Source organism: Succinivibrio dextrinosolvens (genome assembly GCF_900116345.1).
GTDB lineage: Bacteria > Pseudomonadota > Gammaproteobacteria > Enterobacterales > Succinivibrionaceae > Succinivibrio > Succinivibrio dextrinosolvens_B.
In genome coordinates, this window is the sequence record NZ_FPAH01000026.1 from 1 (window position 1) to 14,556 (window position 14,556).

The window sequence follows — 14,556 nt, forward strand, 5'->3', positions numbered from 1 at the left end:
ATTCAGATTTACAAAAGAACAGATACAGGATATACCTTATCAGGCAGCAATAGATTCTCTAATGAGATGCTTCATTTCTATTCCAAAGATTTTAGAAGAAGCAAGCCTGCTAAAAAAAGGTTGTCTTGTTAAAGCAGAGCAGATCATAAATGATCTGTTAGGCTCATGGTTTAACGGGATCTGTAACTTCCTTAAGCAGGTAATTCCATTGCCTCTAGCAAGATAATAAATCAATACAAGTTTTTAAAGAGCATCAATCCTAGAGTGGATCTGGATTTACTTAAATTTTTTATCTGGGAAACTCGAGTGAATAATATTAAAGGCTCCAGATCTAAAGCCCCAATACTCTGCTTGCTGATAAGCAAGAAGAATCTGCTAGAATAGATATTAAAAGCAGGAAATAGCGGAATGGCTTCATATTTAAATCCAGGATTTGAAAATTATCAAGAATCATTAAATGCAAAGATATACATTGATAAATCAGATCTCATAGCCATTCTTAATGAGAATATCAGTACCACTCAGAAGTACATCTGTATAAGCAGACCAAGACGCTTTGGAAAAACAGTTACAGCAAATATGCTGTGCTCCTATTATTCAAAAGATACAGACAGTTCATTCCTATTTGATAACTTAAAAATATCAAAAGCAGATTCATATAAAGAACACCTGAATAGGTACAACACCATCTTTATCAATATGCAGCGTTTTCTCTCTAGAGCCAAAAATGATATTGATCAGATGCTGAACGATCTGAATAACTTTATAAAAGAGGAAATCTGCGTACAGTATCCTTCCATTGACGTAAGTAAATTTACAGAACTTTACGATGTTTTAGACTGCGTCTATCAGCAATCAAATAATGAAAACGAACAGATCAAAAAAGGTTTTGTATTCATTATCGACGAATGGGACTGCATCCTGCGAGAGAAGCAAACTGATGCTGCAGGAATAAAGAAATACCTGGATTATCTAAGAGTCCTACTAAAAGATCAGAGCTATGTTGCTCTAGCCTACATGACAGGTATTCTTCCAATCAAGAAATACGGTTCTCACAGTGCACTTAATATGTTTGATGAATATTCAATGACTGATCCTGGTGAATATGCATCATATATTGGCTTTACAAAAGAGGAAGTTATCAATCTTTGTGATATATACCAGATTGATGTTAATACCATGAAAAAATGGTATGACGGCTATTCTTTTGATGAATCACTGCATCTTTATAATCCAAATTCAGTTGTAAAAGCCATTCAAAGGAAAAAGTTCTCAAGTTACTGGACACAGACAGAAACCTTTGAGAGTCTTCGCAGATATATTGATTTAAATATGGAAGGCCTTAGAGACGAGATTGTAAAGCTTATTGCAGGTAATGAGGTTGTGGTAAATACAGCAAAATTCCACAATGATATGACAACCTTTGAAACCAAGAACGATGTTTTAACTCTTTTGATTCATTTAGGTTATCTGGCGATTGTTCCTGACTCAGAACTAAAAGGCATAGATAACGACAAAATTTTTGCAGTTCACATTCCAAACGAAGAGATTAGAAAAGAATTCAGAAACATAACCGAAGACAATCAGAATTATCCTGGAATTTACGCGCTTATCAGTCAGTCCATGGATTTACTAGAAAAAATCTATGAAAAAGATAACAAGGCAGTTGCACAGGCATTCGATATTGCACATCAGGACCATACATCAATTCTGAAATACAACGACGAGAACTCTCTAAGCTGCGTTATCTCTCTTGCCTTAAATCTTGCCTCTGTGGATTTATACAATGTATATAGAGAGCTTCCATCAGGAAAAGGCTTTGCTGATATGGTATATATTCCAAAGCAGGGAGTAGAAAAACCTGCTCTTTTGGTTGAGCTTAAATATAATCAGAGTGCTATAACAGCAATTGATCAGATAAAGCAGAAAAACTACAGCAGAATCTTCCATGATTACAAAGGAGAAGTTCTGTTGGTTGGCATCAACTACGATAAAGACACCAAGACCCATCAGTGTCAGATTGAAAAGATGAATTCTCAAAACTTTTAGTAATACATATGATTACAAGAGAAGTTCATTATAATCAGTCCAGAAAGAAGGAATTTCAATCTTGCCCCATAGGCTATCTTGATTTACCATAAAGGTGATGACCATATTAGAAAAACTAGAATCACTAAAATAATTAAGGTTTTCATAGCTGATCCTTAATTTATATAAGATTCTAATAATTATAATGCTGTAGAGCCATGTACCAGATGGCTCTACATTTTAGCCTCCCAAACACTTTTGCTAGTTTGCATTTACATGTTTTATCAAATAGTTAGCATATCCTTGTATCCAGATTATATTGAAATAAAAAAGCAAAAATCCTAATGATCGAGGAATATGAAAGACGGACACAGAAGATATTGACTAAAAATTAGCTGATAGTAAGGCATATATTTCCTGACTACTAAATATCCAATAAAAAACAATAAGCAAGAAAACATTAATCCAGCCTAGAGCTACCAATTAATCCCTAAATACAGAGAAAATTTTTTGTAATTAATTTCAAAATATTGAATAACTTCACGAAATAATATATTGAAATTAAAAAAGTATTTTTTTTGTGACCTTCCGTCTTTAAATCAGCTGAAAATAATCCTAAGATTGAAGTGTGGTTACATTTCAGTACTGCATTTTGTTTTTATCCGGCACTAAGATCGGGTTAAGGAAGTGTTAATATGCAAATTAATATCCATGGTGTTGGCATTACAGTTACAGACTCTTTAAAAGACTATGTAAATGACAAATTCAAACGTCTTGAACGTAAGGGAGATCTAATAACCTCAATTTCAGTTACCTTAACTGTAGAAAAACTAGCCCACATTGCAAAGGCAGATTTGGCCGTAGTTGGTAATAATCTACATGCAGAAGCTGAAGCCGAAAGTATGTATCCAGCAATTGACGCATTAATTGATAAAGTTGATGGACAATTGGTAAAATACAAAGAGAAAATGAAGTCATAACTCGTGATTATTTAATATAAGGCCCTGTATTGACAGGGCTTTTTCGTCTTTGAGGATAGAATCTTGATAAAATTCATTGAAACACAGGTTATTCCTAAATCTTTAATTTTATCTCCGCTTTTCTGCTTTAGTAAAAAAAGACTGTTTGAGGAGATTGCCGACTGCGCCGGCTACGTCCTGCAGAAACCAGCAAAAGAAATCATAGACGCTTTAAATAAAAGAGAAACCTACGGCACTACCGTTTTTTATCCTGGAATTGCCATCCCTCATGCAGTTATAGACAGTGAACATGAGACCTTTGCAATTCTCTCCATTCTGGATAAACCTATCACCTTTAACTCTATTGATTCAGATGAACAGCTGATTGATATTGCATTATGTTTGTTCATCTCTAGATATGATGATGCTGCTAAGATAGAATCATTACTGAAGAATATTACTATTGTGCTGTCTAACAACGATCTGCTCAATTCCCTGAGACTGGTTAAGAATGAACCATCAAAGCTGGCAATTCTTTTAAACAAGATCGATTACATTCTGGATAAGCCAAAACAGGATAATTCACAAACAAATTCAGATTAAATTCAATAGGATAGATTTATGCAAAAGCAAGTAGATCTGGTTGTAATATCAGGAAGATCCGGTTCGGGTAAGACTGTTGCCCTGCATGCATTGGAAGATCTCGGATTTTACTGCGTAGATAATCTCCCTGTTGAGCTTCTTTATAACATGATTGATCTTGCAAAGAGGTCCTATCCTAAGATTGCAATTTCAATTGATGTCAGAAACCTTCCAGACTCGGGCCACGAGGAATTACTGAATGATATCTATCTGAAAGTAAACAATGATCCTGTAATTGATAGCACCATCGTCTTTATAGACGCTGATGATCAGGTTCTAATCAAAAGATACTCAGAAACCAGACGACTTCACCCTTTATCTTTGAAGAATTTAACGCTGAACGAAGCTATCCAGAAAGAGACAGAGATTCTGAAAATAATATCCTCGGTTGCAGACTTAAGAATAGATACCACCAATCTGTCCATCCATGATTTATGTAAAAACGTAATCTCAAGCATAAACGGCAAACCATTCAAGGAAGTTGTGCTTATCTTTGAATCATTTGGATATAAGGACGGAATAACCAAAGAGGCTGATTTTGTTTTTGACGCAAGATTCCTGCCTAACCCATACTGGGATAAGAATATAAGAAGCTACTGCGGATTAGAGGAACCAATTAAGAATTTCTTTGCCAAATATCCTGAGGTTGAAAACTATATCAACAAGCTTGATGATCTGCTGCTTGAAATCATGCCTGCCATAGAGGTCGGAGATAGAAGCTATCTTACTGTAGCGGTAGGCTGTACAGGTGGTTTTCACCGATCAGTGTATATAGCACAGACTCTTGCTGACAGATTCAAGGAAAGAGGAACCAATGTAAAGGTTCGTCACCGCAGTCTGCAGAAAATGAAAAAACAGTGATTTTTCAGGTAATTACCTGACAATTAGAGATGTGAATTAACGTGTGATGAGCTTAGTGCCTGCATCCTGACCGTGAAGGATCATCTCTTTGATCTTCTTTAAAGATGAATTTTCAATCTGTCTTACGCGCTCATAGACCCCCCATCTTTAAATAATCCATTAAACTACTTTGATTCATTCTTGTAGCTGTAACAAGACCTCTGATCTTTACATATATATAACAAAATGAAAAAAGAGGAATTAAGTTACAGACTATTGTGTATATTTCAGGCTATACCAAAACCTATAGATTTAGAGACAATAAAAAAATGCTATGGCTTTTACTTTAGAAAAACCATAGCATACATTAGTGTTCATCCAAGGAGACATTTCTTAGAAGAAACTACAGCAAGATAAATCTACAATATGTAAAATGATTCGATGTTATTCTTTTATCTTCTCTTCATTAAGCCCAATTTAATTTGTTTATTTCAGTGATGAGCCTCTTTAGTCGATCACTGGCTATATTTATAAAGTTTTCAAAAAGCTCCATTTCTTTATTTACTTGATCATCCCAGTCTTTATTATCTATTGAATTTGAGATTTCAAAGTCTTCTTTTCTGAGAAAGACTCCTTTAAAGCTTACAGATTTTAAAGAGTTATCCTTTAGAAACTGATTGGCATTGATAATTACATCCTTATAGGAAACATAAAGACTCATTATCTTGTGTCTGAATTCATTAATTTTAGAAATAAAATTGCCTCTCAAGAATATGGCACTTCCCTGATAAATATAATCTCCAACCTTTTCCGTGAATGATTCGCCTGAATATTCTGTTAATGCGTCATCTCCATACCCAACTAACGAGGATAAATCAGTATATAGCGAAGCTAACTCAACATTTAAGTGAATCAAGTCCCAGTCCATCTTCTCTAGCTGTTTTAGGATTTCTGATGAATTTTTGCCTGCAGTTTTCTTTGTGAAATCATATTCTCGTTTATTCTCTTCATTTTCATCGTCAAATATATAAGCGGCAGCTGTCAATGCGGCAGCACCTAATATACTGCCCAATATAACTTTGTTCATAATAGCCCTCTAATAATCCACCAAAGCTGATGAAGTTGGTGTTAATTGTCTTCTCCGTTAAGACTTTCGTCATCAAATACATCTTCTGGGACCTGTATCTCGTCACTTTGATTCGCAATAAAGAAAGATGCAACTCCTAATACTGCTGCACCCAATAAAGCACCCAAAAGCAATTTTTCTGCATCTCCAAACAAAGTTGATTGGCAATTTTTATCCATATAAAGCTCCCTTTCGTTTAACTTCAGTATATAAAAGCATCTTTCCTTAAACGGGAAAGTTAGTAAATTGATTCATCTGATAAGTTTGATAAAAAAAATAACAATTATTCCAAAGAGAATAAAAATCCAGGCCCCTGGTAACCCAAAAAGTTCATCACCTAAATCTTCTAAGATGTCTCTTGCTCCATCTGCAATAACAAATAGAACCATTATTAGAATTGAAAAAAATCCTTTAAATATTGCAGCAATAAAACCAAACATCTTTAATTTCCTCTTCACTTGAAGTGAGGTTATCTTTTTCTATAAAGATATAGGTACAAGTTTCTTTTATAAGGAAAGTTCAGTTTTATTTTTTTATGAATAGTTAAAACATCGTTTAAATCACATTCTGCAAATTAAAGAAGTTTGAAAAAAAGAAAAATAGAATACTTTCCAAAAATAAGAATGAAAGAAAACTATATTTAGATTACAACCTGCTTCTTATTGGAGGAGTATCTGTATGTCGGATTTAGAAAGTTTGAGAAAACATTTGTCTTGTGGAAAATGCAACTCAAAAAACATTGAAGTCACAACAAGTCTTCCTTCAAAAGATGAAGGATTTATTGGTGGATTACTAAGAAAACTAAACGACAGCACAACTCAGTTTGGCCCTCTATCAGGAAGGTTCTTCGTGATATGTAAAGATTGTGGACATGTATCAATGATCCAGAAGTAGCTCAATCAATCCATTTAAGGGTAGATTATGCCAAGGAAAGCATCAGAAACATCAAATGGAGAAAAACTTCTGAAAATGTTCCAGAAGTTGATGCTTCAGAGAGGAAAACACTATCAGAATGAGCTGGCAAAATGGCTTGAATGTTCTCCTCAAACAATTATGAGACTAGCTGGTGAAATTAGTCAGCAGGTTGGTCAGATATTTGATACAGGCGTAGAACACAATCGAAGATGGTATGCGATAACACCTCAGCAGAAGGGGAAATTTGGCATTGATTTTGAGGAGCTAAGATATCTTGCGATATGCAGAGATTTAGCGACTCCAATGCTACCAAAACAGATTAAAGACAGAATAAATCACTGCATTCATGATATTGTGATAGAACTTGTAAGTTACGAGGATAAACAGAAATTAAATGAGCCTGTGTTTCAGTTTTACAGCAAAGGAAAGATTGACTACACGCCTCATTTTAAAAACATCACTCTGCTACATCAAGCAATCAAAGATAACAGTATTTGTGAACTTCTATATAAGAAAGGAGGAGAAAATGAACCTAAATCTTTTAGATTTGCTCCCAAAAGGTTTACAACAGTCAGTGATGTTCTTTATGTAATTGGTGTGGAGACCAATGAGGATTGCGAACAAATCAAAACGATAAGTATTGCTGTTCATCGTGTACTTCGAATTAAACAGACCGTTTACAGAAAGGACTATAAACTCACAGATGATAATCCAAGAGATTTTGGTCTTCCTTGGCATGAGCCTATTACCTATGTAATTACCTTCAAACCAGGAAAAGCTTCAGATTATGTAAGAGAAAGAATCTGGGCAGATAGTCAAGCTATCAGAGAGCTCGACGACGGTGGAGTTGAATTATCTATTACAACAAGAAGTGGTCCTGAAGTTGAGTCATGGATAAGAGGATTTGGTAAAGAGGTAAGAGGTTACAAAAGAAGTTAGAAATAATAACTTGAAATGAGACCAGCATGAAAAGAATACGACTATGTTAATTATTCGAAAATTTCTAAAAGGATAGTTTAATATTGGAGAATTACTCATGAATAAACTTATATTGAAAGATAAGTACATTGAAATATTAGATAACGCAGACAGTATTATTGACGAATTGTGTTACTCCGATAGTTTCTCTGAAAGAAGTTTTCGTTTACATGAGGAAATAAAAAATCAAGAACTAATCATTCCTCTGATAGGAAATTTTTCTGCAGGTAAATCCTCTCTTGTTAATGCAATATTAAACACAGATATTCTTCCTGTTGCTATTAAACCGGAAACGTCACTTGCTACTGAATTAAGATATGGACAATTCTCTAGTTTAACGGCTATTGATAAAAACAATAATTCTTCTTCTGTTGATATAAGCCGAATTAAAGAACTAACGGAGTCTGCATCAGATTATAAATATCTAAAATTATCAATAAACAATGAATATTTAAAGGATATTGAACCTCTAGTATTGGTAGATATGCCGGGGTTTAACTCGCCATTAGATCATCATAACCAAGCAATATTAAATTATTTAGATAAGGGATGCTATTACATTGCTTTAAGTCCATCTACAGATGGAACTTTAGATAAGAGACTTTTAGTTAGATTAAGAGAACTCGCTGTAACCAATCGAAAATTCTCTCTCTTCATTTCTAAAAGTGATTTAAAAGATCCAAAATCGATTAAAGAGATACAAGAACATATCAAAGGTCAGCTTGAAGAAGAGTTTGATTATAACTCTGCAATAAATGCCATAAATGTTCGTGATACATCAGTTGTTAAATCTGCAATTGAATCTATTGACCCAAATATGTTGTTTTCTGATCTATATAAAGACTTACTTTTGATTTATTTAAATGATGTTAAAGATAAAATTCTAACAGAAAAAAACTCAATAGACAGAAATTCGGATGAACTATCTAAAGTAATCAAAGAAATTAATGAATCAATCTCTAAATTTCAAGACTCGCAAGAATCTGAGATTAAAAGAATGCGTCAAACATATGGATGCACCAATGTTAACGACATTATTGACAGTGTAGGTAGAGAATTATCTAATTCAAAAGATGAAATTATAAGTGTACTAATTTCGGGAAATCGTGATGAAGCTTCATCTCGTTTAAATGAAATTGTAAGGGCAAACCTACTTGAATCTGTTAATGCAAAACTCTACAAAATTTCAACTAGCATAAATTCTGACTTTTCACAATCTTTAGCTTCGATTGATGCAACATTAAAAAAGATGGAGATAGATGAGCATTTTGCGGAAAAAATAGTAGAGAAAATTCAAAAAACTCTTACCTCTATTAAAGACTTAACAAATAGTGCTGCTACATCAAAAGTTTTGGACTTAACAAGTGGAATTTTATCTAATACCGCCAGAAATACGGGGTTTAAGGCAAGTACAGCCCTTGCCGCAGGAGCAGCAGCTTCTTCTGGAGGAACAATATTGGGAATGTCATTAAGTACAGTTATGCCAGTAATTGGGATCGTAATTATGTTCCTTCCCGAAATACTTACCCCAATTATCGGAGCTTATCAAAAAAATAAAATAATGCAGGAACTTGAAGTTAAATTAGATACTGAAGTTTTTCCTTCAATAAAAAGAAAACTTAGAAATGAACTTCCAGTGAGAATTAATGAGCATATTATCGCATTGATTATGCAGATAAGGGAGCAGTTTTCTGAAGAGTTAAATGCAAAAAAAGAAGATGTAGATAAAGTAATTCGAGAAAAGGAATCAAATATAGCTGCTATAGACGGAAGAAAACAGATATTGGAACAAAATCTATCTCAGTTAGAAAAACTAATCGCACAGCTATAAGGTGAAAAATGACGGACTTTATAAAAAATTACGAAAGATTAGACTCCTTAATAAAAGAACATCTTGAGGTCTTGGATAGTATTTCCAAAGATGCTTTTTCTAATAATAATTTGGAATCTTTAGAAAAACTGAAGTCAGATATTGATAAAAAAAAATTACAAGGAAAATCTTTAAATATCGGAATTATAGGAAGAGTTAAAGCTGGAAAATCTTCATTATTAAATGCAATGTTTTTTAAGGGTAAAAATGTTTTGCCCAAAGCTGCAACCCCAATGACAGCTGCTTTAACAGTTATAGCTTATGGTGATGCATGTTGTGCAAAAGTTGAATATTACTCCTCAGAAGATATTCGAAATATAAAAAAAAGTTATACAGAGTACAAGAATAAATACGATGAATATTACGATAAATTTCTAAGTGAAATTCAAGAAAAAAATAAGAATAAACCAAATTTGCCTGGTAAAGATCCGTCTTATTTAGCAGAGAAAAAAGCTAAACGAGAAATGCAGTCAAATGAAAGATTGAGTGCCTCTTATGATCAATATTTAAAAATGATTGATTCAGGAGTTATGGATGAATTTACAAAAGAAAAAGAATTTGAGGAGATTCATGCTGACTCTCCAGAAATTCTGATGAAATTACTTGAGGATAGAGTTGGTGCTAATGGTAAGTATATGCCATTCACTAAAAGTGTTGAATTAAAACTACCTCTTGAAGAACTTAAAAATTTAGAAATCGTTGATACTCCTGGTTTAGATGATCCTGTTATATCTCGCTCTCAAAGAACCGAAGATTATCTTGCTAATGCTGAAGTTGTGTTTATTGTTAGTCCTGCAGGCAGTTTTCTTAATAATAGTGATTTCACACTTATAGATAGACTATCAGGTCATAGAGGGGAAGGAATAAGAGAATTATTTCTTGTTGCTTCTCAAATTGACAATCAATTATATGGTAATGACGTAATAGAGGTTTCTGAAGGCATATTAACTAAAGCTATAGAACATATAAAAATAGAGACTCTTGAACCTGCAAAAGCTAATCTACAGGAACGTAGTAAAGAATCAGAAGAAATTTACGGTAAATTAAGTCAAGAATGTTCTGAAAGATTTTTTTTAACTTCTGGAATAGCTTCCTCTATGTTTCAAACATGGAATATAAAAACTGAATGGGATGAGGAAAAACTTCATCAATATAATTTATTAACTAGCAATTATCCAGATAACTTTAGTGATGAAATCACTGCGTTACAGTCTTTGGATATTTTATCTGGAATAAAAAAAATAAAAGAAAAATTAGATGAGATTAAATCAAGAAAAGAACAAATTCAGCAGGAGAACATTTCAAACTTTATAAAATCAAAATCCAATGCATTAACTTGTTCATACGACGAGATTTTATCAGAGCTTGAAAATAGAAGGCTAAAAATAAGCAATTCAGATATACAACAAATATATGCACAGAAAAAAAATTTGGAAAAACTAAAAGATAAAGCTTCAGGAAATGTTGATGATGCTTTTGATGAATGTGTTATTGGCTTTAAAAATGAGTTAAAGAAAGTTATAAGACAGAAACAAGATTTAATAATTGATAGTAATAAGGAAAAAAAGAATGTTTCAAATTATACCGAAATAAGAAGAGTATTCTCTCACACAACTGGATGGTGGATATTTAAAGAAGAACATTATAAAGATAAAGAATTTCTAATAGTAACCACAAGCAATGTCAAAGCTGTCCTAAATGCTGCGTTATCAGATTTAGAGCATATGATTAAAGATGAGATGGACATTGCAAAAAGTAATCTAAAAAAATCTCTGAAAGGAAAACTAACAGAAGCAATTGTAAGTACATTAAAAGATGATAAGGATATTCTGTTATTCGATCATGAAGAATTAAGAAAAATCATTGATCGTTTTATAAGAAAAATAGAAATACCATATCTAGATTTATCTCGTTTATCTTATCGCTCAATTACTCCTGAAATAGATAGTTATGAAGCAAAAATTGAAGAGAATAGAGCAAGAGAATTTCTATCTGTTGTAGATGGATATTTAATAAGTTTATCAACAAAATTCAGTAATTATTCATACGAGCAGATTGAAGATATTTGTAACGAATTATTTTCAGAAGAAAAAGTTTCGTCTTCTTTATTTAATGAAATGGATAAAAGAATATTTGATCTTGAGAAAGATGTATCAAATAAAGAAGAAGCTTTAAAGAAAATTGAAGATTGTATAAAGGCTCTTCAGGAGGTCAAATGACTGATGATGTTATAAAACGCAATTATGAGTTATTGTGCTCCGCTCTATCTGCAAAGCAGATAGAAAATGAATGGGTTAGTGAATTTAGCAACCTTATCGGAAGAAATTATAAAGAAAACGTACAAAATACGTCTACTTCCCTTTACTACAATGACTATAGAGAATTGTGTAGAGAAGAACCTCAAATTAACAATATTATCCCCTTGGAAAAATTAAATGAAATTCTTGATGAGATGATCCGGATTGTAAATAGTCCAGGTTTTTATACTTGTCAAAAAGGAGCTATTGGTGGTGGGTTTTCAAGCGGAAAATCTTCATTTATTAACAGTTTTATGCAAACTGATGATGTTAGGCTTGCCATAGGTATTCGTCCTGTTACCGCGATTCCAAGCTATGTTATGACAGGAGAAAAGTCTTCCATTAAGGGAGTTTCTCCGCAACAGGGGTTATTTGATTTACCTGAAGGTTTATATCATGGAATCGACCATTCTCTTGTTGAGTCTATGCCGTTCATAAAGAAAGTTATTTCATACATAAATGTAACAACACCTCTGGATGAGGAATTGTTTAAACATATCAGTCTAATTGATACTCCTGGTTATAACCCAGCAAATATCGGGACTAAAGCAGATGATTTAGAAATCGCAAAAAAAGCATTACAAAACGCAGATTTTCTAATTTGGCTTGTGGGGCTCGATTCAAATGGAACAATATCAGATCAGGATTTAGATTTTATTGAAAAATTGGACTTCGGTTCATCTAAACCGTTATACATTGTAGCAAACAAAGCAGAACTAAAAACTCAAACACAACTTGAGGATATATTGGAAAGTATTCAAGACGCTCTTGATTTAAATGGTCTGTCATCTGAAGGAATTTCGGCGTATTCTTCAAAACTCAAAGAAGAGATTACCTATAAAAACTGTAGTATTTTCGATTTTATAAAAAAACAAAATACACTAAATTCGACGTTGAATGAAAAATGGAGAAAAAAAATAGAGTCTGCATTTAGTCACTACATAAGCAATATCGTAACGGAGTGTGAAAATGCGGAGGCATATTATGCAAAAATTCACAGAACTCTAATGGATGCGTTCAAGAATAATTTTATTGAGGGGGATGGAAACTCAAAACTTGAAAAAACTTTAAATGACTTAAAGAATTTTTTCAAAATGACACGTTCTCAGGATGAAAGAATTGAAGCAGTTAAAGATTTAAAAGACAGATTTATTACATGTGTAAATGGTTTTTGTAAAAGCCAACAGATTGAAATCACTAAGAAAAAGAGATTTTGTATGGGATGTGGAGCTTTGCTAAAAGATTATAAGAATGTTTGTGACAAATGTAATCTTCATGAATCTGGTGAATACAAGCTATGTCCAAAATGTAATTCTCGACTGCCAAGTGATTCAAAATTCTGTTTTGAGTGTGGAGAAAAATTAGTGTGATTGTGTCGTTTAAAAGGTAAGTACTATGAAATGCAAATATTGTGGTTGTGAATTACCAGCTGTGGCAAAGTTCTGCAAGGAATGTGGACAAAAGGTTGAAACCAGTGAAGATACGACTATTGATAATAGCGATTATTTATCAAATGATCTCAGTTCTAGTGAAGAATACGAAGATCCAACAGAGGTGTTTGCTAGATCCTTAGAGCAATTTATCACTACAATTGATCTGTTAAGAGAAAATAAACTCGAACTTACTAAAGAGATGAAGGATAGCCTGCTATCTGGTTGGGATATAGTTGAAAAATATTGTGATGATCTACCTTCGGAATATGTATCTTTTATTGAGGAATTAAGAAAAAGTAAAAACGTTGAATCAGAAAATGCTCCGAAACAATTTGATATAGAAAATATATCCTTCAAAAAAGAAAAAGTCCTATTTGTTCCTGGTTTATCCCAGGATAATACTGTAGCAGCTATTTCATTTTTCAACAATCAGTTATATGTGGCAGAATTAAACGGAGATATATTCTGCTCATCAGAATCCTCTGATTATTCAACCTGGGTTAAAATTTTTTCCAGTGATTCAATTCATACGACAAAATTTGTTAAAACAAATAACGTGTTAGTTGGAATTGGATATTACTCTGGTTTTGTAATTATTTCTCCAGACAATTCTTATAGAAGTTTTACTTCAAGTGATTTAATTTCCGTAGGATATATAAGCGATAACGAAGTTATTTTGGCGAAAATTAATGAAATTAAAAGAGAGTTTCTTGTAAAAACAGGCGTAATATTTGATAGTAATGATACCGCTTATGTTCCTCATCTAAAGTTATCAAAATATGATTTAGATTCTACCTCAGAGGATTTATATACATCTCAGGATTCATATACTAAATGGGGGGTACTTGACGTTTATATTGATGCAGAAAAAAATCGTACTATATTCATTCTGATTGATATAAGAGATATAAAAAAGGAAGGACGTATAACAGTTGATACGAAAATTCTAGTGGGGGACACTCATTCTTCTAATTATGTTGAAGTTTTACAGGAACAAAATGCTAAAAATTTTGAATATTCAAGTTATTATAATATAGATAGTATGCACTCTAAAATTTCAAAAATACATGACAAATATTATTTCTTAACTAGAGAATATTTGTATGAATCTGAAAATGGAGATGTATGGAATAAAGTCTGCTCTTTTCCTCCCTATGAAGATATCCTATTTAATAGAAATGCGTACTATTTTAATTTAGATACTTTAGTTGAAACTGAGATTTTACCTATCAGAAATTTACTTCTCATTTGCGGTAGTGGCCAAACTATTTTGGTTGATCCTCAAAAATCAAAATTTCAGGAAATAAATATAGACTCTCAGTTCAAAAGTAAGGTTAATTCTAAATTTTGTTCAAATGGAAAAAATCGATTAGTTGTCTGCGGATACGAATACCCTTTAACACTTTTTTCGTACTAATCTCTTTTATATTCAACTGCGATTTTTTTTAATATTTCTGAATTAGTTTAA

General features: G+C 32.7%; 14 protein-coding genes. 11 read left to right on the top strand and 3 right to left on the bottom strand.

Annotated features, from left to right (window positions below; translation table 11 throughout):
- From BM308_RS13345 to rapZ, 5 genes are all read left to right on the top strand, one after another.
- Window positions 1-226 (top strand): hypothetical protein (locus BM308_RS13345; RefSeq protein WP_177214434.1); only part of this gene is annotated, 226 nt, incomplete at its 5' end.
- Between the two features lie 182 nt (window positions 227-408).
- Entirely contained in the window at window positions 409-2,049 is a 1,641-nt protein-coding gene (locus BM308_RS08540) for an AAA family ATPase (protein WP_074944525.1), read from the top strand.
- A 674-nt stretch (window positions 2,050-2,723) separates the two neighbouring features.
- Complete coding sequence (gene hpf / locus BM308_RS08545; protein WP_031490866.1) at window positions 2,724-3,008, top strand: ribosome hibernation-promoting factor, HPF/YfiA family; 285 nt, start codon at window positions 2,724-2,726, stop codon at window positions 3,006-3,008.
- A gap of 63 nt (window positions 3,009-3,071) precedes the next feature.
- Window positions 3,072-3,590, top strand: coding sequence for a PTS sugar transporter subunit IIA (locus BM308_RS08550; protein WP_074944526.1), 519 nt, complete (start codon window positions 3,072-3,074; stop codon window positions 3,588-3,590).
- An 18-nt stretch (window positions 3,591-3,608) separates the two neighbouring features.
- Complete coding sequence (gene rapZ, locus BM308_RS08555; RefSeq protein ID WP_074944528.1) at window positions 3,609-4,490, top strand: RNase adapter RapZ; 882 nt, start codon at window positions 3,609-3,611, stop codon at window positions 4,488-4,490.
- Window positions 4,491-4,935: 445 nt separating this feature from the next.
- On the opposite strand, the gene BM308_RS08560 is transcribed toward rapZ, so the two are convergent.
- The 3 genes from BM308_RS08560 to BM308_RS08565 form a co-directional block, all read right to left on the bottom strand.
- Window positions 4,936-5,556, bottom strand: coding sequence for a hypothetical protein (locus BM308_RS08560; RefSeq protein WP_074944530.1), 621 nt, complete (start codon window positions 5,554-5,556; stop codon window positions 4,936-4,938).
- A 41-nt stretch (window positions 5,557-5,597) separates the two neighbouring features.
- Window positions 5,598-5,774, bottom strand: coding sequence for a hypothetical protein (locus BM308_RS13350; RefSeq protein ID WP_177214435.1), 177 nt, complete (start codon window positions 5,772-5,774; stop codon window positions 5,598-5,600).
- Window positions 5,775-5,846: 72 nt separating this feature from the next.
- Window positions 5,847-6,035 (bottom strand): hypothetical protein, encoded by a 189-nt coding sequence (locus BM308_RS08565; protein ID WP_074944531.1) that lies wholly within the window; start codon window positions 6,033-6,035, stop codon window positions 5,847-5,849.
- A gap of 238 nt (window positions 6,036-6,273) precedes the next feature.
- On the opposite strand from BM308_RS08565, the gene BM308_RS08570 reads away from it, so the two are divergent.
- The 6 genes from BM308_RS08570 to BM308_RS08595 all read left to right on the top strand — a co-directional run bounded on the left by BM308_RS08570 (window position 6,274) and on the right by BM308_RS08595 (window position 14,505).
- Window positions 6,274-6,489 (top strand): hypothetical protein, encoded by a 216-nt coding sequence (locus BM308_RS08570; protein ID WP_074944533.1) that lies wholly within the window; start codon window positions 6,274-6,276, stop codon window positions 6,487-6,489.
- A 27-nt stretch (window positions 6,490-6,516) separates the two neighbouring features.
- Window positions 6,517-7,449 carry a WYL domain-containing protein gene (locus BM308_RS08575; protein WP_083425512.1) on the top strand — a complete coding sequence of 311 codons (933 nt, stop codon included), beginning with the start codon at window positions 6,517-6,519 and terminating at the stop codon, window positions 7,447-7,449.
- A 97-nt stretch (window positions 7,450-7,546) separates the two neighbouring features.
- Entirely contained in the window at window positions 7,547-9,319 is a 1,773-nt protein-coding gene (locus tag BM308_RS08580) for a dynamin family protein (protein WP_074944534.1), read from the top strand.
- 8 nt (window positions 9,320-9,327) lie between these two features.
- Window positions 9,328-11,577: a dynamin family protein gene (locus BM308_RS08585; RefSeq protein WP_074944536.1), complete on the top strand. Its 2,250-nt coding sequence runs from the start codon at window positions 9,328-9,330 to the stop codon at window positions 11,575-11,577.
- Window positions 11,574-13,025: a dynamin family protein gene (locus tag BM308_RS08590; RefSeq protein WP_074944538.1), complete on the top strand. Its 1,452-nt coding sequence runs from the start codon at window positions 11,574-11,576 to the stop codon at window positions 13,023-13,025. The genes BM308_RS08585 and BM308_RS08590 overlap by 4 nt, the downstream gene beginning before the upstream one ends.
- A 25-nt stretch (window positions 13,026-13,050) precedes the next feature.
- On the top strand, window positions 13,051-14,505 hold the full coding sequence (locus BM308_RS08595; RefSeq protein ID WP_074944539.1) for a zinc ribbon domain-containing protein: 1,455 nt from the start codon (window positions 13,051-13,053) through the stop codon (window positions 14,503-14,505).
- Window positions 14,506-14,556: the final 51 nt, after the last annotated feature.